15 protein-coding genes are annotated in these 17,349 nt (G+C 61.4%); 8 read left to right on the top strand and 7 right to left on the bottom strand.

The genetic code is table 11. From position 1 onward, the window contains the following. The first annotated feature begins 17 nt into the window (after positions 1–17). From ABH15_RS02895 to rpl12p, 8 genes are all read left to right on the top strand, one after another. Complete coding sequence (locus tag ABH15_RS02895; RefSeq protein ID WP_128692853.1) at positions 18–1,331, top strand: D-aminoacyl-tRNA deacylase; 1,314 nt, start codon at positions 18–20, stop codon at positions 1,329–1,331. Further along, on the top strand, positions 1,328–2,425 hold the full coding sequence (gene ftsZ / locus ABH15_RS02890; protein WP_128692852.1) for a cell division protein FtsZ: 1,098 nt from the start codon (positions 1,328–1,330) through the stop codon (positions 2,423–2,425). The genes ABH15_RS02895 and ftsZ overlap by 4 nt, the downstream gene beginning before the upstream one ends. 6 nt (positions 2,426–2,431) lie before the next feature. Continuing rightward, complete coding sequence (locus tag ABH15_RS02885; RefSeq protein WP_128692851.1) at positions 2,432–2,644, top strand: protein translocase SEC61 complex subunit gamma; 213 nt, start codon at positions 2,432–2,434, stop codon at positions 2,642–2,644. 6 nt (positions 2,645–2,650) lie between these two features. Next, positions 2,651–3,124: a transcription elongation factor Spt5 gene (locus ABH15_RS02880; protein WP_128692850.1), complete on the top strand. Its 474-nt coding sequence runs from the start codon at positions 2,651–2,653 to the stop codon at positions 3,122–3,124. A 104-nt stretch (positions 3,125–3,228) separates the two neighbouring features. Then, entirely contained in the window at positions 3,229–3,705 is a 477-nt protein-coding gene (locus tag ABH15_RS02875) for a 50S ribosomal protein L11 (RefSeq protein ID WP_128692849.1), read from the top strand. A gap of 52 nt (positions 3,706–3,757) precedes the next feature. Beyond that, entirely contained in the window at positions 3,758–4,399 is a 642-nt protein-coding gene (locus ABH15_RS02870) for a 50S ribosomal protein L1 (RefSeq protein WP_128692848.1), read from the top strand. Further along, positions 4,399–5,421, top strand: a complete 1,023-nt coding sequence (locus tag ABH15_RS02865; RefSeq protein ID WP_128692847.1) for a 50S ribosomal protein L10 — start codon at positions 4,399–4,401, stop codon at positions 5,419–5,421. Before ABH15_RS02870 ends, ABH15_RS02865 begins: the two co-directional genes overlap by 1 nt. Before the next feature lie 41 nt (positions 5,422–5,462). Further along, entirely contained in the window at positions 5,463–5,771 is a 309-nt protein-coding gene (gene rpl12p, locus ABH15_RS02860; protein ID WP_128692846.1) for a 50S ribosomal protein P1, read from the top strand. Positions 5,772–5,878: 107 nt separating this feature from the next. Here the strand turns inward: rpl12p and ABH15_RS02855 are convergent, their stop codons facing one another. The 7 genes from ABH15_RS02855 to ABH15_RS02825 all read right to left on the bottom strand — a co-directional run bounded on the left by ABH15_RS02855 (position 5,879) and on the right by ABH15_RS02825 (position 17,174). Further along, a complete protein-coding gene (locus tag ABH15_RS02855) occupies positions 5,879–6,553 on the bottom strand; it encodes a flavodoxin family protein (protein ID WP_128692845.1) in 675 nt (224 codons plus the stop codon). Between the two features lie 125 nt (positions 6,554–6,678). Further along, positions 6,679–7,590: a hypothetical protein gene (locus tag ABH15_RS02850; protein ID WP_128692844.1), complete on the bottom strand. Its 912-nt coding sequence runs from the start codon at positions 7,588–7,590 to the stop codon at positions 6,679–6,681. Further along, positions 7,574–9,466 (bottom strand): hypothetical protein, encoded by a 1,893-nt coding sequence (locus tag ABH15_RS02845; protein WP_128692843.1) that lies wholly within the window; start codon positions 9,464–9,466, stop codon positions 7,574–7,576. The genes ABH15_RS02850 and ABH15_RS02845 overlap by 17 nt, the downstream gene beginning before the upstream one ends. A gap of 281 nt (positions 9,467–9,747) precedes the next feature. Then, entirely contained in the window at positions 9,748–10,461 is a 714-nt protein-coding gene (locus tag ABH15_RS02840) for a hypothetical protein (protein ID WP_128692842.1), read from the bottom strand. A gap of 132 nt (positions 10,462–10,593) precedes the next feature. Further along, positions 10,594–14,271: a PKD domain-containing protein gene (locus ABH15_RS14055; RefSeq protein ID WP_277749817.1), complete on the bottom strand. Its 3,678-nt coding sequence runs from the start codon at positions 14,269–14,271 to the stop codon at positions 10,594–10,596. 25 nt (positions 14,272–14,296) lie between these two features. Next, positions 14,297–15,223, bottom strand: a complete 927-nt coding sequence (locus ABH15_RS02830; protein WP_164913617.1) for a dockerin type I repeat-containing protein — start codon at positions 15,221–15,223, stop codon at positions 14,297–14,299. Next, complete coding sequence (locus tag ABH15_RS02825; RefSeq protein ID WP_128692839.1) at positions 15,207–17,174, bottom strand: hypothetical protein; 1,968 nt, start codon at positions 17,172–17,174, stop codon at positions 15,207–15,209. The genes ABH15_RS02830 and ABH15_RS02825 overlap by 17 nt, the downstream gene beginning before the upstream one ends. Positions 17,175–17,349 lie beyond the last annotated feature (175 nt).

Here is a 17,349-nt window from a genome sequence, read left to right as displayed (position 1 = left end):
CATACCCTCTTTCAGCCATGGATATCGCGTTCATCAACTCACGGCAGGACCCGGCCGGGAGGAACATCAGGGAACACCTGCATATGCTGCTCAACGAGGAGAAGATCTGGCCTCTCGCCGAACGGCACACCCCCCGGTTCTTCGAGGTCGACGAACGGCTCATCTACCAGGAGCGTATCGATGCGGCGGTCGGAGCCGATCTGATCGTCTTCATTTCACGCCACTCGAGCAGACATCCGGTGCCCGCCCTCACGGTCCACGTCACCGGAAACTTCGGATCGGCAGACCTCGGCGGGGAAGCGCGCGCCCTCGCTCCCGCAGCGCCGGGATGGATGCATGCCCTCCTCCGAAACCTTCAGCAGAATGCACCGGACGGTTACCGCGTATCGTACGAAGTGACGCACCACGGCCCGACCGATCTCTCCACACCTTCGCTCTTCATCGAGATAGGCAGCACCCATACGGAGTGGACGGATCCGGCGGCGGGAGAAGCGGTAGCGGCGAGCATCCTTTCGGCGGAACCCGGAGAGACGATACCCCTGATCGGCTTCGGGGGCACGCACTATGCCGTCCGGCAGACCGAGATCGCGCTTCGGTCACGGGCAGCGTTCGGCCATATCGCCCCGAGCCGCGAGGTCCCGCTGCTCGATCTCGAGATGATCTGGGCAATGGCGGAGCAGAGCCGCGCAGTGGCGGCTTACGTCGATAAGAAAGCAGTTGCAAAGGCCGAAGAGGCTGCGCTCGACGATCTGCTCGCCCGGGCGGGAGTGCCGAGGCTGACGGAAGGCGAGATCCTGGAGATCGGAGCGCTGGGCTGGGACATGTACCGCCGGATCCGCCGCCTCGCAGAAGAGATCCTACCGGGGTCGAGAATCCACATCCACGCCCTCCGGGGAGAGGGAACAGCCGTTGCCGTCTCCGCCGCCAGGGATCTCATCGAAGAAGTATTAAAATCACATAAAACTGAATTTATAGATAGCATTTCTAAAATGCCGGTAGTGCACCTATCAAAAGGCTCAGAAGAGGTCGCACCGACCTTCATCACCTACGAATCAGAGGCGACCCGACTCGCAAATGATTTAACTACCTTGTGTGTAAAACTCTTACTTATCAGCGAAAGCACTGTTGTCGACGGAGATCGCCTACTCATCCAAAAAGCGCGGTTCGACCCGGACAAAGCGCGCAGGCTGGGCGTTCCGCCGGGGCCGCTCTTCGGGAAGCTGGCCGGTGGCAGAGAGATCGAGATCGAGGGGCAGCAGATCACACCTGCCATGGTGCAGACAATCAGTGAGAGAATTATCCACCTCCCGGGACTGGAGAGACATTTATGAAATCCATCGTAGAAGAGGCACTATCACGGGCAAGAAGCGAGCAGCGGTATATCGAGCCCACACAGACGGACAGGGAGCTTGAGGAGATCCTGATGGATCTCCGGACGGAGATCGCGGTCGTCGGGTGCGGCGGCGGCGGATCCAACACGATCAGCCGAATGGCTGAGGAGGGCGTCCACGGCGCCCGTCTCGTCGCCCTTAACACCGACGCACAACACCTCATCCGGACGCAGGCCGACACGAGGATCCTGATCGGCCGGCAGCGGACTCGCGGGCTCGGAGCAGGCTCCATTCCGCAGGTCGGCGAAGAGGCGGCACTCGAGAACGAGGACGAGGTCAGGCATATCGTCGAAGGGTGCGACATGGTCTTCATCACGGCAGGGCTCGGCGGCGGCACCGGTACCGGGTCGGCACCCGTGGTCGCAAAGGCAGCCCGGGACGAGGGAGCGCTTACGATCGCGGTCGTGACCCTGCCGTTCACGGCGGAGGGCGCCATCAGAGCGCAGAACGCCGAGGCAGGCCTCGAACGCCTCCGCGAAGTCGCCGACACCGTCATCGTCGTGCCGAACGATCGCCTGCTCGAGGTCGTTCCCCGTCTACCTCTCCATGCCGCATTCAAGGTCTCCGACGAGGTGCTGATGCGGGCGGTCAAGGGCATCACCGAGCTCATCACGATGCCGGGGCTTGTCAACCTCGACTTCGCCGATGTCAGGACGGTCATGGAACGCGGCGGCGTCGCCATGATAGGCATGGGCGAGAGCGACAGTGAGGACAAGGCCGCCGACTCGGTCAAGAAGGCACTCCGCTCACCGCTGCTCGACGTGGACATCTCCGGCGCGACGGCGGCGCTCGTCAACGTTGTCGGAGGCCCCGATATGACCATGGTCGAGGCAGAGGGCGTCATTCAGGAGGTCTACGATCGGATCGACCCGGACGCGCGGATCATCTGGGGAGCGCAGGTCGATCCCGACATGCAGCACAAGATGCGTACTCTTCTCGTCGTGACCGGTGTGCGGTCACCACAAATATATGGAAGAAATGAGAAGAGTATGCCACGCATGATGAAGCAGTTTGAGATCGACTTTCTGAAGTGAGCGAGCATGATGGATTACAAAGAGAAGTTCACGGATAATATCAAATCCATAAAACTGGAAGAAGAACTCTTCAGAAAATACTGGCGTGTACTGAAACTTGCACGGACGCCGACACGTGACGAGTTTTCCAAGATCGCAATCGTCGCAGCGGCAGGAATCCTGCTCGTGGGTCTGATCGGGTTCGTTATCTACGAAATACTCCTGCAGTTGCCTGCCTGATGCGTAATGACGGAATACGACAATAAGATCTACGCCATCAAGACTACGGCCAAACAGGAGCGGACGGTCGCCGACAACGTCATCAAGGCGATCGAAGGGCAGAAGGACATCCGTGTCGTCGCCGTCATCGTCCCTGAGGAGCTGAAAGGCTACGTCCTCGTAGAGAGTCCCGACTCCCTCGCAAGGATGGAGCAGCTCGTCGAGCTCATACCCCATGCGCGTGCCGTCGTCCGGGGTGCCACCGCCCTCTCCGAAGTCGAGCACTTCCTGGTACCGAAACCGGTCGTGAGCGGCATCACCGAAGGCACCATCGTCGAGATCATCGCAGGCCCCTTCAAGGGCGAGAAGGCCGTGGTCAAGCGGATCGACACGGGCAAAGAAGAGATCACCGTCGAGCTCTACGAGAGTATGGTGCCTATCCCGATCACCGTGCGTGGCGACTCTGTCCGCGTGGTCGAGCGGAGCGAAGAGGCCGCCTGAAACACCCCTTTTTTTCGAGTTCTTTGATACCTTTAAATCCCTGCAGGTCGACCTAGTCTAACCCAAGCTGAGTATCCCGAGTGGGAAAGGCTGGTGAAACATCTATGGCAGAAGTGGTCGAGGTACTGGTATCAGGCGGTAAAGCAACAGCAGGGCCGCCGCTTGGGCCTGCACTGGGACCTCTCGGTATCAACGTGAAGGCTGTCGTCGACGAGATCAACAAAAAGACAGCAGAGTTCAACGGCATGCAAGTGCCGGTGACCGTCACCGTCGATGACAAGAAGAACTTCACCGTCGATGTGGGTATTCCACCCACGACGGCGCTCGTTATGAAAGAGGTCGGTACCGCGAAGGGAGCTGCAGAGCCCAATACCCAGAATGTGGGTAACCTGCCCCTCGAGGCCGCTGTCAGAATCGCCCGGATGAAGTTTGACAACATGCTCTCATACGAGCTGAAGTCCGCCGTCAAGGAGGTCGTCGGTACATGTGTGAGCATCGGTGTCACGGTTGAGGGCCTGAAACCCAAAGAGATGATTCAGGCAATCAATTCGGGCGTTTACGACAACGTACTCGTAGAATAGACGAGAAAACACCCATAGAAGATCGTGAGGTCGCGTACTATGGAGGCAAGAGATGGTTGACAGATCCAGCATAAAAGAAGCCGTTATATCGGCGATCGAGCAGGCGCCACCTCGCAAATTCCGCGAGAGTGTGGACATCACCATCAATCTCAGAAACATCGATATGGCTCAGCCGAAGAACCGTATCGATGAGACGATCCTTCTTCCGAACGGTTTGAACGATATCAAGATCGCCGTTCTCGGAAAGGGAGATATCACCACGCAGGCAAAAGAAGCAGGCGTGGAACTGATTATCGGTCCCGATGAGATTGAGCGCCTCGGCGGCGAGCCACGGGAAGCACGCAAGATGGCGAATGAATACCGATTCTTCCTAGCAGAGACGGCAGTCATGCCGCTCGTCGGTCGCTATCTTGGTGTCAGGCTCGGTCCCCGAGGAAGAATGCCTATGCCGATTCCCCCGGGAGCGGATATAAGGCCGATTGTCCAGCGTCTTCGCAGTTCCGTGAAGATCCGAACGAAGGATAAAAAGACCTTCCACAGCAAGGTCGGCGAGACCGACATGCAGCCCGAGCAGATCGCAGAGAATGTCGATGCTATCCTGCGCAGGGTCGAGAGTGTCCTGGAAGGCGGTACCATGAATATTCGTTCGGTCTATGTGAAGACGACGATGGGACCGGCAGTGAGGTTGATCTGATGGCAGTGTATACGATGCACCTGCCACAGTGGAAACGGAACGAAGTAGCGGAGATCAAGCGCTGCTCCGAGGAACACGAGGTCGTCGGACTCGTTGACATGTACGGCATTCCCGCAAGCCAGGTTCAGCAGATCAGGCAGAACCTGCGCGGGGTCGCCACGGTCAAGATGACCCGTAACACCCTCATCGAGCACGCCATGACGGAGATGGGCGATAAGGTCGAAGACCTGAAAGGCCACCTCTCCGGTCAGAGCGCACTGATCTTCACGAACGAGAATCCGTTCAAACTGTACAAGCTGCTGGAACAGACCAAGACCAAGATGGCTGCAAAGCCGGGTGAGACTGCACCCGAGGATATCATCGTCCCGAAAGGCCCGACCAGTTTCAAGCCGGGCCCTATCGTCGGTGAACTCCAGCAGGTCGGTATCCCCGCCGCCATCGAAGGTGGTAAGGTCAAGATCCGCGAGACCAAGACCGTTGTGAAGAAGGGCGAGGTCATCAACAAGAAGATGGCTGAAGCGCTCGTCAAACTCAGTATCAAGCCGATGGATGTCGGTCTCATTCTGCAGGCCGCATACTACAAAGAGTCGATCTTCACGCCCGATCTCCTTGCAATCGACGAGGAGCAGTACTACAACAACGTCGTTCTCGCGGCACAGCAGGCGTTCAACCTCTCGGTGAATGCTGCTATCCCGACGCCGGTGACCATCAGCACCATCATCAGCAAGGCGGTGCGCGAGGCACGGAGTCTCGGTGTCGAGGCAAGCATTTACGAGAAGGACATCGCCGACCTCATCATCGGACGGGCATTCCGCGAGATGTTGACGGTCGCACTTGCGGCGTCCGAGTCCGGATACGAACTCGATGAGGCGACCCGCAAGGCCGCAGCAGCTGTTTCCGCAGCGCCCGCAGCCGTAGCAGAGGCACCTGCAGCGCAGGCGGAAGAGAAAGAAGAGGAAGAGGAAGAAGAAAAAGAGGACGAAGAGGGCGGCATGGCCGGTCTCGGAGCCCTCTTCGGGTAATCCCCGATATGATAAACTACACGAATTTGAGGTGAAATAACATGGAGTACATCTATGCTGCACTGCTCCTGAACAGCGCAGGTAAGGAAATCAGCGAAGAGAACGTAACCGCAGTTCTGTCCGCAGCCGGTATCGAAGTCAACGACTCCCGCGTCAAGGCACTCGTCGCAGCTCTTGACGGCGTGAACATCGAGGAGGCCATCAGCAAGGCCGCCGTCGCGCCCGTCGCTGCCGCACCTGTAGCAGCCGCTGCACCCGCAGCAGCCGCACCCGCGGAAGAGGAAGAGGCAGAAGAGGAGAAAGAGGACGAAGAGGGCGGCATGGCCGGTCTCGGAGCCCTCTTCGGCTAAACCCTTTCTTTTTATCGCATTCGTCTTCGGGCAGGAGAGCCCGGATTCACACTGTACCGAACATCTTTTCCCGGTAGTGCCGGAACCGTGCACGACGCACGATCGGTTTACTCCTCTTTGATCCAGCCCATCGTGACGTACCAGTCATACTCGTGGCGCCAGATCTCCCGGTTCGCCGTGACGAGCTGACGGAAGTACTCCCGCCGCTGCCGATGGATCTCCTCCTGCTCGGGGTACTCGAGTTCGCCCCGGATCGACCGGGCGAGCTGCTTCCCGAGCAGGACAGCCTCTTCTTCGGCTCTCCCGAGCGCGGTCGGGTCCCTCCCGACGGCGACGCCGACGCCGCCGACCGCAGTCGCTCCGAGGACGGTCAGGACATGGTTCATGTAGGCGACGACCTCGTCCTCGTTGCTCCCGCCCGCCGTGCAGACGGAACACCCGAACTTACCGGTGAGCATCTGGCAGTGGATGGCGTCCGCCATCCGATCGAAGACCGCCTTGAGGGGGGCGGTGACCGAATCGATATAGTTCGGCGAGCCGAGGACAATCCCGTCGGCGTCGAGGATGGCGTCGAAGAGCTCCGGGAAGTCGTCCATCAGGCTGCAGTCACCGGTTGCGTAGCAGGAACCGCACGCGGTACAGTACTCGATGCGGAGCGTGTAGAGATCGATAAGCTCGGTCTCCGCCCCCTCCTTCCGGGCACCCTCGAGGACGGCGTCGACGAGGCAGAGCGTCCTGCTCTCCTTTCCACGTGGGCTTGCAATCAGTCCAAGGATCTTCACGAAGATCTACTCCTATACAGGGGAGTCTGGCAGGAGGAGGATAAAAGTATCGTTCAGGCTGGCGATTCCAGGATGCAGACCATCCCGGACAGCCTGAAAACAAGAGGGGGCGATTTCCCCCGGGGTCAGTGGAGCTGCTCGAACCCGGGAACCCCGAGGAGGTGTTTGGCGAGGTACATCGCGTCGGCGAGCGAGAGGGTGTCGTCACCCGAGACCATCCCGATGCTCTCCGTCATCAGGTAGCCCTCGATCCCGAGGAAGTGCCGGGCGGTGTAGACGGCGTCGTAGAGCGTGACGCGGTTATCCTGGTTCGCATCGCCGTTCTTCACGACCGTGAGCGGGATCGCAACCGACGTGTTGCTGACCCCGTTTGCGTCGGTCGCATTGACGGCGAGGAGGACTGGTTGATAGGCGCCGCCCGTGAAGGGTGACGGGACCGTGCTCGAGACGTTCACCGACCAGGTGCCGTTCCCGGCGTCTGCCATCGGGGTTACGGACGACCCGCCGATCGCCGAGAGGTTCACCCTCACCGACTGCACGCCGGTATCGCCGGAGACGACGACCGCAAGGAGCGATACATCGCCTGTTCCGAGAACTCCATCGGTGTCGGTCGGGATAACGCCGGGCGTCGCACCCGCCGAGACCGTCAGGGATGAGGCAGAGACGGTCAGGTCGACGACCTGGATAGAACCCGGAACGAACGTGACCGATTCTCCCGCCGGGACACCGTTCACCAGAAAGGTTACCGTCAGATACTCATCCGTCTCGGCAGCCTGGACGAGCAGCCGGACGGCAAACGGGCTCTCACCACCGAAAGCCCCCTCCTCGGTGGTGGTCAGGCGGCCTCGCTCCTCGCCGCCGATCAGGCCGACGATCACCGTGCCCGCCGGGGCAGGGTCACCGTTGATAGTGACTGTGCCCGAGTACTCCGCCGGGAGCGGCGGGACGGCAGCAACCGTTCCGGCGAGAGCCATGCCGAGAGAGATGACGACCACCACGAGGGTGATCCTCCAGGCGGTGCTACGCAGTGATCGCACCGAGGACACCATCCGCCCCCATGAAGACCCACGCAGCCTCGGTCGGGTAGAGCAGCCTCGCATCGCTGTAGCTCCCGCTCCCGCCGTTGATGATCGAGGTTCCGTACTGCTGCTCCGTCGCGTTCCAGCTGATGAGGGTCGCCCACCCGCTCCTGACCGAGTAGAAGCAGTCACGGGCGCTGACCGCCTCGGCGCTGCCGACACCGACGGCGTTCCAGCCGTACCAGAGCTCCTTCGTCGGCGGCGTCTGCAGATCGGTGGCGAAGGTGAGCGGGATGGTGGTCGTCGTATTCGCGTAGATCCAGATGCCGTCGAGCGGCAGCACCGGATCGTCCTTGCCCATCCCATCCCACGCCTCGTTGAAGGCGTCGTAGCGGAAGATGGAGTGGCCGGCGGTATCTACCGTGGCGAAGACCTCTGATGCGGTGCTGTTACCTTCGGCGAGGCGTTTCGGGGTCGAGACAAAGTTCCAGCCTGGAGAGAGTACTATGGTAACCGGGGCCGGTTCGGGCATTGCCCCGTCGCCCAGCTGTACCACCCAGAGATCGTAGCCGCCGTGGTTGCCGCTGACGTCGCCGTTGTTAGAGTAGACATATCCGCCGAAGACTAAACCACCGTCAGCCGTCTGCCGGAGATTCACGCCGTAATCAGTACTACTCCCGCCAAAGCAGCGTTGCCACTCCATGTTCCCGGCGGGCGTCAGTTCCACCAGCCAGGCATCCCCATCCCCATGGTTGCCCGTGACCTGCCCGCTGTCCGATTCCGTCGCTCCTGCCAGGAGGTAGCCGCCGTCGCTCTTCACCCATATGCCGGAGCCCATGTCATCCTCGCTTCCGCCGAGACACCGCTGCCAGGCAAGGGTTCCGGATTCGGTCAGTTTTACGACCCAGAGATCCATGGAACCGTGGTTGCCGCTGACATCGCCGTCATTGGAACTCGTCCTTCCGATGAGAATGTATCCGCCGTCTCCGGTCTGTCGGATGTCAGTGCCATAATCTAAGCCGGTTCCCCCGAGACACCGCTGCCAGGCAAGAGTCCCGGATTCGGTCAGTTTCACGACCCAGAGATCGTTGGAGCCGTGGTTGGCGCTGACGTTGCCGTCGTTGGAGGTCGTACTCCCTATAAAGATATATCCGCCGTCCGAGGTCTGCCGGATATTGTTCGCAGAATCAATACCAATGCCGCCAAAGCAGCTCTGCCAGTCGATACCGCCCTCGCGGGTGAGCCGTACTATCCAAGCATCGACGCTGCCGTGGTTGCCGGAGACGTCGCCGTCGGTCGATTGGGTCTGGCCGGCGAGTAGATACCCCCCATCTGCAGTCTGCAGGAGATTCACGCCATAATCAGCACTACTCCCGCCAAGGCAGCGCTGCCACTCGATAGTCCCGGTGGCTGTCAGTTTCACCACCCAGGCATCGAATGAACCATGATTGATGCCGACATCGCCGGTTGCATTCGAGTTGGTTCTGCCAGCGAGGATCAAACCTCCGTCCGTTGTTTCCAGGACGGACGTGCCTAAATCATCGTCGCTCCCACCGAAACACCGCTGCCAGGCAAGGGTTCCGGACCGGGTCAGCTTCGCGACCCAGGCATCGAACGAACCATGATTGACACCGACATCTCCCGTCATGTTTGAGTAGGTATGCCCGATGAGAACGTATCCTCCGTCGGATACCTGCTGGACTTCATTCAGGCGATCGGTAGAACTCCCGCCGTAGCAGTGCGCCCAGGCGATCTCCGGAAAGACTCCCTGGGCTTCGACGTCCTCTGCGCCCATGAGCGGGGGTGTTTCAGGTACGGTTCCCGTCTCTGCCGCAGCACCGGCGGCAAAGAGACAGACAAGGAGTGCTGCAAGCAGCACGGTACGTATCGTCACGGTATATCATGCTCCCATACTATTCAGGACAGACGCTACCGACGCCGGTTCAACCCGGAGGCTGACGGGCGGCGACGGATCAGGTGCCCCGCTGTCCTCGAGGACAGAAAAAACCGGTGTGCAGACTGAAGGCGAGGTGTCCGATATGCCTCAGCTGCGATGAGAAATTATTAAAGGTTATTCTTTCTCCCGATGCTTTATCGCCGCTTATCAGCCGAGGAACAGGTGCAACGGGTTTCCTCACGGGTAAGGGGGTCTGATACCCGCGTTTGACCGGCACCTCACCGTCTCTTCGCCATGACCAGCATGACGGCGAGTGCGGCAAACGGGGCGTACTGCAGGGGCGCCTGCTGCGTCGTCGCCTCCGGCGTCGGGGCTGCCGTGTCGAACCGGGGAAGTGTTACCGGAGTCTGGCCGGTTACCGGCGCCGACGTGCGATCGGGCGTAACAGCCCCGGACAGAGTTGCCGAGGGGGTCGGGGAGGCGGACGGCGACGGAATCATCGGAGCGGTGGTGGGCGTCGTGCTGCCCGCAGAGGAGGACGATGAGGAGCCTCCCGAATCGGAGACCGGTGCGGTGGTTGGTATTGTGGTTGGTATCGTCGTCGGTATCGTCGTTGTATTGGTCTCCGGCGGTGTGCTCTGGAGGGCGAGATCCATCCGCACGATCGCGCCCGGGGTATACTCCGCCGTCTCTAGAAGCGCAATACCGTTTACGAGGAAGGTGACAGTCGACGTATCGTCACCCTCAACGGCCTGCACAAGCAACCGGGTATCGAACGTCCCCGTACCCCCGTACGTACCTTCCACCGAGGTGACGAGCCGTCCCCGCTCCGCTCCCCCGATCGTCGCGGTAATGATTGTCCCGACCGGTGCAGGGCTTCCGCCGATGCTGATCTCGCCGTAGTACTCGCACGGAAGAGCGGGTGCCGCCGTCACTGCAGCGATGCAGCCTGCGACGAGCAGGAGGCCGAGGAGGAAGTTTCTATGCCGCATTGTTGATCGTATACCGGTATCGCTCAGCGGTATATCAAATCTACCAAAACACCCCGGGCGGTTGGCCGCGCCGGATCGAAAATTGGTGGGCGGAGAGGTGCCTGCCATCCCTCTCACCCGAAAAAATCCACGTTACGCGCCGACTGCCCCGAGCACCCGCTCTTCGGTCATAAAGAGCCAGTAACCCTCCGCGGGGTTCACCGGGCGGGTATCGCTCGATTCACCAAGGCCACCACTCATGATAGCGCAGTCGTACTGCTGCAGAGCGGCATCCCACCCGATGAGAGTCGTCCACCCACCCTCGACCGAGAGGAGAGCGTCGCGGGCGGTGAGCGGCGTGGTGCCGGTGATCCCGACGGCATTCCAGCCGACCACGAGAGCCTTCGCAGGCGGGGTCGCCGCCTCACCTGAAGCATAAACGAGCGGGAGATTCATCGCGGTGCTGCTGTATACCCAGATCCCCTCAAGCGGCCGCACCGGATCCGTCGCATTCATCGCCACCCAGATCCCGGCAGCCGTATCATAGATCAGGATGGAGTGCTCCGCGACATCGACGGCACCGAAGACCGAGGCGGCCGTGTTATACCCGTCGGCAAGCACGTGCGGGGTCGAGACGAAGTTCCACCCGGCCGAAAGGGAAAGGGAGCCCGTTTCAGGCTCCGGGTCTCCGGCGTCGACGGCGACGAGTTTCATCACCAGGAGATCGTCCCCGCCGTGGTTCTCGGAAAAGACCCCGTCTCTTGATCCTGTAGTTCCGATAAGCACACCGCCATCGCCGGATACCACCAGGCCGTGCCCGGTCTCGTTCGCCGACGTACCGATGCACTGCTGCCGGAGGAGCGACCCGGAGGAACTGAGTGTCGCCGCCCAGATATCGGATCCTCCCCGATAACCACTCACATCGTATCCCGTCCCGGCAATACTGCCGACCATCAGGTATCCACCATCAGCCGCAGGCCGGATTGCACTGCCGGAATCATCGCCGGCGCTCCCGAGGCAGCGCTGCCAGAGAAGAGTGCCGACCGGATTGAAGCGAAGAACCCAGCAGTCGCTCTTCGACCGGTGACCGATGATGTCGCCGTCGTTTGATTCCGTGCTTCCGACGATGATAAAGCCACCATCGGCAGTCGGGTACACATCGGAGGCGCTATCGTCACAGCTTCCCCCGTAGATCCGCTGCCAGTCGGTTGTCCCGGTTCCCGTGAGCTTGACGACCAGAAGATCCCTGCCGCCTTTTGTTGTCCCGATGTCGCCGATGCTATTCGAGTTCGTGTAACCGGCGGCAATAGAGCCTCCTTCCGCGGTTGGCCGGATAGATAACAGTGCCTCTGACCCGCTCCCACCGATACAGCGCTGCCACTCAATGCTCCCGGTCGTGTTGACCCTGACGACCCATGCATCCGACAGGCCGTGCTGGCCACTGACATCCCCGCCGTCCGACGAGGTGGTGTAGCCTGCAAGGATGTAGCCACCGTCCCCGATCAGACCGATCCCGTATGCCGCCTCGTCTCCCGTACCGCCAAGGCACTTCTGCCACGAAAGCCCGCCGTCCGCATCGAGCTTGAGCAGCCAGGCGTCGTACCCCCCATGGACATCGGTAACGTCACCGTCGGCCGATGCGGCGGTCCCGGCAGCGATAAACCCGCCGTCGGGCGTGGCGGCGATCGCATACCCATACTCGTCCAGACTTCCGCCGAAGCACCGCTGCCAGACCAGCGCCCCGGTCGGCGAGACCCTGACCACCCATACGTCGCTCGCTCCGTGATTCCCGTTTACCTGACCATCGGACGAGGCGGCCGACCCGATGAGCACGTAGCCTCCGTCGGCCGTTTCAACCCCTGTCTGCCCGGAGTCCACCAGTGTCCCGCCGAGGCACCGCATCCAGACGACTTCGGAGGAGTCCGTCCACGCGTTGATATATGCGGCCTTCGAGGATGAGGCGATCTGCCCGTAGGCGTCGGAGACCGTCAGGTTGACAGCGTAAATGCCCTGTTTCGCGTAGGTGTGTACCGGATTCTGTTCGACCGATGAAGAACCGTCACCGAACTGCCAGAGCCAGTCTGCCACTGCACCGGAACTCGAATCGGTGAACTGCACGGCCAGCGGCGCATATCCACCCGTCAGGTTGGCCGTGAAGTTTGCTGCAAGAGCCGGAACGGTTGCTGTAATAAAGCCGGGTTTCGAGAGTGTATCGCTCATACCGGAACCGGCCACGGTGAGGGCAACCGTGTAGCTCCCGGGAGCGGTATAGACATGCGTGGGATGCCGGGCGGTGGACGTGTTTCCGTCGCCGAACCCCCAGAGCCACGACGTCCCCGCTCCGAGAGACGTATCCGTGAACCCAACCTGCAGAGGCAGATCCCCTCCGGTGACGTTTGCCGTGAATCCCGCCCTGATCGCATCGGCACCGAGGCTGACAGCGACGGCATCCCACATGCCGTGATTGCCGACAATATCGCCATCAGTAGACTCGCTGGCTCCGGCAATGACATAATTCCCTTCACTCGTCATCAGGAGGCCGTATCCGTAATCACCCGCCGCACCGCCGATGCACTTCTGCCAGAGGAGAGACCCGGCGTCGCCAACCTTGATCGCCCAGATATCCCGGTTCCCATGAAGGCCTGCAACGTCGCCGTTGCTTGAGAATGTGTATCCGGCGATGAGATAGCCCCCGACGGTCGGCGCAATCGTGTAGCCGTAATCCGCACCCGAACCACCGTAACAGTGCTGCCAGGCGGTGCTGCCGGAGGCGTCGAGTTTCACCACCCAGAGATCGGCACTGCCATGGTTGCCGGTGACATCACCGTCGAACGAATTGGTTATCCCGAGCACCAGAAACCCGCCGTCGCCGGTCGGCACGACGTCGTAGCCGTACTCCGCACCCATCCCGCCGAGACACCGGCTCCAGTCGACTGCTCCGTCGCTGCCGAGCTTTGCGACATACATGTCACTGCTCCCGTGGTTCGTCCCGACAGTGCCGGAGGTGTTCGAGTACGTATACCCGGCAAGAATGTAGCCACCATCCGGTGTTTCCCGGATGCGCTGGAGGTAGTCGGATCCGCTCCCGCCGAGACACCGCTGCCACTCGATCCCGCCTGCGGAGGTGAGCTTCACCACCCAGCCGTCAGCACCGCCGTGGTTCCCGGAGACATCCCCATTGGTAGATTCAGTATATCCGACGAGAATATACCCCCCGTCTACAGTCTGCAGAATGCAGTGCCCCTGATCGGCAAGACCCCCCCCGAGGCATTTCTGCCATTCGAACATCCCGGTCGCGGAGAGTTTTACCACCCAGAGATCGCTAGACCCATGGTTTCCGGTGACGTCACCGTTGCTCGATTCGGTAAAACCGGCGACGATGTAGCCGCCGTCAGAGGTCTCCACGACGCTTCTCCCCACATCCCGGGCAGAACCGCCAAGGCACCGCTGCCACTCAGGTGACCCGTTCGATGCAAGTCCCACGACCCAGAGGTCGCTGGAACCGTGATTGCCGCTCACATCCCCGTTGTTTGAGGCCGTGCTGCCGACGACGACGAAGCCACCGCCGCTGATCTCCCGGATAGAGAGGGAGTCGTCACTCGAACTTCCCCCAAGAGACCGCGCCCATATAACCTGCGGAGCCGTTGCCGTCACCGCATCCCCGAGCCCTTCGCCCCCGAAGAGATCGACCTCCGAGGGGTATCCGCCAGCGGTCTCCGCGAAAGGCTCGCTATATACCGGACAGGTGCCTGCGGCATCCTCCCACGCCACAGCGCCGCCGACAGCAAGGAAGAGCAGGATCGACACCATCAAGGCTACACGAATACTCATCACCATAATGTCCTCGCAGATCCGGTCAGCGGAGCACCTCAAATCCGGGTATCCCCAGTATGTGTTTAGCGAGGTACATCGCATCGGCGAGGTCTGCCGCGCCGTTATCGGTCACGTCCCCGACGTTCTCGTGCATCGAGGCAAAACCCGCACTACCCAGGTAATGCCGTGCGATGTAGACGGCATCGTAGAGCGTGACCCGGTTGTTCTCGTTGGCATCCCCGTTCTTCACCACAATGAGCGGGAGCGAGACCGATCGCGCCGGATACCCGTTCGTATCGGTGACATGCACCGTGAACGAGAAAGGCCGGTAGGTGCCGTTCTCAAAAGCCGACGGAACAGCGCTCGTTGCGTTCACCGACCAGGCATTCCCCCCACCCTGCAGAAGGGCGGTCGTCGAAGATCTGCTGATAGACGAGAGGTCTACCATCGCCGACTGAACGCTTCCCGAACCCGTGACCGTCACCGCGAGGAGTGCCGCCTCGCCGTGGCCAGCGACGCCGTCGGTATCGGTCGGGATCACCGGCGTCGCACCCGACGGAACTGTCACCGTCAGCGACGAGATGAACGCCGTCAGGTTGCATCTCCGGCTTACCCCGGCGGAGAACGGGGCGGTCTCTGCCGCTCCGACTCCGTTGACGGTGAAGCCGACCGTCTGATCGATATCCCCTTCGAGTGCCTGAACAAGCAGTCGCCGGTCGAACGCTGTCTGCCCGCCATACACTCCCTCGGCGACGGTGACAATCCTGCCCCGTTCCTCACCGCCGAGCAGGGCGACGACCACCGTGCCCGCTGGAGCGGATTCACCGTTTATCAGGACGGTGCCGGAGAACTCCGCCGGCAGCGACGGCACCGCCGCTACCGGAATGGTACACGCCATGCCGATGCAGAGACCTATGGCGAGCAGAACGATCTTTCGGACGACACGGGTGCCGCTACCCACTGATGGCACCGAGTACACCGCCTTTCCTCATAAAGATCCAGTAGCCTTCCGTTGGATAGAGCAGCGCGCTATCGGCGGCATCACCGCTCCCGCCGTTGACGATCACGGTTCCGTATTCCTGTTCCACCCCGTCCCACCGCAAAAGCGTCGCCCATTCGTCGCTGACCGAGAGGAGGCAGTCCCTCGCACTGACCGGGACTATTCCAGCAAACCCGATACTGTTCCAGCCGGCGGCGAGCACCTTCGAGGGCGGCGTCTGCGCCTCGCCGGAGGCAAATGCGAGGGGGACAGAGGTCGAACGGTTGCTGTAGATCCATATCCCCTCAAGCGGCCGAACCACCGTTGCCGCACCGAGCGTCGTCCAGTTCCCGGCGGCGGCGTCGTAGGCGAAGATCGAGTGACCTGAAGTGTTCACCTCCCCGAAGACCTGTGATGCGGTGCTCTGGTCGTCGGCGAGGCGTTTCGGGGTCGAGACGAAGTTCCAGCCGGCAGAGAGCGCGATGCTCTCCGCCGTCGGAATCGGAGCGGCGTCGCTTCCGAGTTTGACCACCAGGAGATCATATCCCCCGTGGCTCTCCGGGATGTCGCCGTCGGTGGAGCCCGTGTATCCGGCTATCGCAAGCCCCCCGTCGCTTGTACAGATGACGGATGAACCAACCTCAATTGCCGAACCGCCGATGCATTTCTGCCAGATCAGGGTGCCATCATCGTCGATCCTGACGACCCAGAGATCGCCTACGTCGTAGCTGACGCCGTGGCCTCCGGAGACGTCGCCGTCGGTCGATTCGGTTTGCCCGGTGACGACGTACCCGCCGTAGGTCGCTACGATCGAGGTGCCGAGATCCCTGCCGCTGCCCCCAAGGCACTGCTGCCAGAGGACCCGCCCGATACCGTCGATCTCTGCCACCCAGAGATCCATGCTCCCGTGGTTTCCGGAGACATCGCCGTCGTTGCCCTCCACGTACCCGGTAAGGACGTACCCTCCGTCCGGAGACTCCAGGATCGCGTACCCCCCGTCGTAGCTGCTGCTCCCGAGGCACTTCTGCCAGTCGACGAGCCCCGTCGCCGTCAGCTTCACCACCCAGATATCGGTGTATCCGTGATTGGCACCGACGGTGCCGTTGTTGTTGGAATATGTCTTTCCGATGGCAATGTAGCCGCCGTCGGATGTCTGCCGGACCGCGTTGAAGTCGTCCGCTTTGTTGCCACCCAGGCACCGGAGCCATTCAATCCCGCCCGTGGCGTTCAGCTTCACGATAACACCATCATAGCCGCCGTGATTTCCACTGATATCGCCGTCGATCGATGTCGTCACCCCCCCGATGATGTAGCCGCCGTCGGAGGTCTGCCGGATGCTGTATCCATATTCTCCCCATGTTCCGCCGATGCACTTCTGCCACGCGAGCGACCCGGTCGCATCGAGCTTTGCGACCCAGATGTCGGTGGAGCCGTGGTGCCCGGAGACATCGCCGCCGTCTGCCCAAACGCATCCGGTGATGGCAAATCCGCCGTCGGCAGTCTGGACCCCGTCAAACCCGTAGTCGGTATCGGGCTGGCCGAGGCACCGCTCCCAGACGAGCGCGCCGGTCGGCGAGAGGCGCACGACCCAGACATCTTCGCTTGTGTACGTGCCGCTATGGTACCCGGTGACCTGGCCGTCGTTCGAAGCGGTTCTCCCGGTCAGGAAGTAGCCCCCGTCGGAGGTCTGAACGATACTGGAGCCATACTCCCTTTCAGTTCCGCCGAGGGAGCGTACCCACTCGATCGCCGGAGCCGCCTGCACCGCCGCACCGGTGACGACCGGGCTTTCGGACACCTCGTCCACCGATACCTCGTCCGGGCAGGGCGCCGCATACGGGTCCCGGGGAACCGGATCGATAAGTTCACCCTCTTCAGCCGCGACACCGCCGATGAGCAGGCAGCAGAGGACAATTCCCGCAATTACTACACGAATCTGCATTACAAACACTCCACAGAGCCGGAACTGCCCCTGCCGTCGACGCGACATCGTTCCGGACGGATCCGCCCGTCCCGGGTATCCGTGTGCCGGGTGGGGAGAACAGAAAAAGCCGGCACACCGGACTGGCGCCGGGAGAGGCCGGCAGGGGAGGTTCCTCTGATGAGGAGGTGCGCCA

Source organism: Methanoculleus taiwanensis (assembly GCF_004102725.1).
In the GTDB taxonomy this organism is placed as follows: Archaea; Halobacteriota; Methanomicrobia; order Methanomicrobiales; family Methanoculleaceae; genus Methanoculleus_A; species Methanoculleus_A taiwanensis.
The sequence above is the reverse complement of the archived record's forward strand: the minus strand, read 5'-3'. Positions and strand labels throughout refer to the sequence as shown.

Excerpts from the sequence above, each read along its gene's own strand:
- ABH15_RS02895 (WP_128692853.1), top strand. The coding sequence starts at position 18 with ATGGATATCGCGTTCATCAACTCACGGCAGGACCCGGCCGGGAGGAAC.
- ftsZ (WP_128692852.1), top strand. The coding sequence starts at position 1,328 with ATGAAATCCATCGTAGAAGAGGCACTATCACGGGCAAGAAGCGAGCAG.
- ABH15_RS02885 (WP_128692851.1), top strand. The coding sequence starts at position 2,432 with ATGATGGATTACAAAGAGAAGTTCACGGATAATATCAAATCCATAAAA.
- ABH15_RS02880 (WP_128692850.1), top strand. The coding sequence starts at position 2,651 with ATGACGGAATACGACAATAAGATCTACGCCATCAAGACTACGGCCAAA.
- ABH15_RS02875 (WP_128692849.1), top strand. The coding sequence starts at position 3,229 with ATGGCAGAAGTGGTCGAGGTACTGGTATCAGGCGGTAAAGCAACAGCA.
- ABH15_RS02870 (WP_128692848.1), top strand. The coding sequence starts at position 3,758 with ATGGTTGACAGATCCAGCATAAAAGAAGCCGTTATATCGGCGATCGAG.
- ABH15_RS02865 (WP_128692847.1), top strand. The coding sequence starts at position 4,399 with ATGGCAGTGTATACGATGCACCTGCCACAGTGGAAACGGAACGAAGTA.
- rpl12p (WP_128692846.1), top strand. The coding sequence starts at position 5,463 with ATGGAGTACATCTATGCTGCACTGCTCCTGAACAGCGCAGGTAAGGAA.
- ABH15_RS02840 (WP_128692842.1), bottom strand. The coding sequence starts at position 10,461 with ATGCGGCATAGAAACTTCCTCCTCGGCCTCCTGCTCGTCGCAGGCTGC.
- ABH15_RS14055 (WP_277749817.1), bottom strand. The coding sequence starts at position 14,271 with ATGAGTATTCGTGTAGCCTTGATGGTGTCGATCCTGCTCTTCCTTGCT.
- ABH15_RS02825 (WP_128692839.1), bottom strand. The coding sequence starts at position 17,174 with ATGCAGATTCGTGTAGTAATTGCGGGAATTGTCCTCTGCTGCCTGCTC.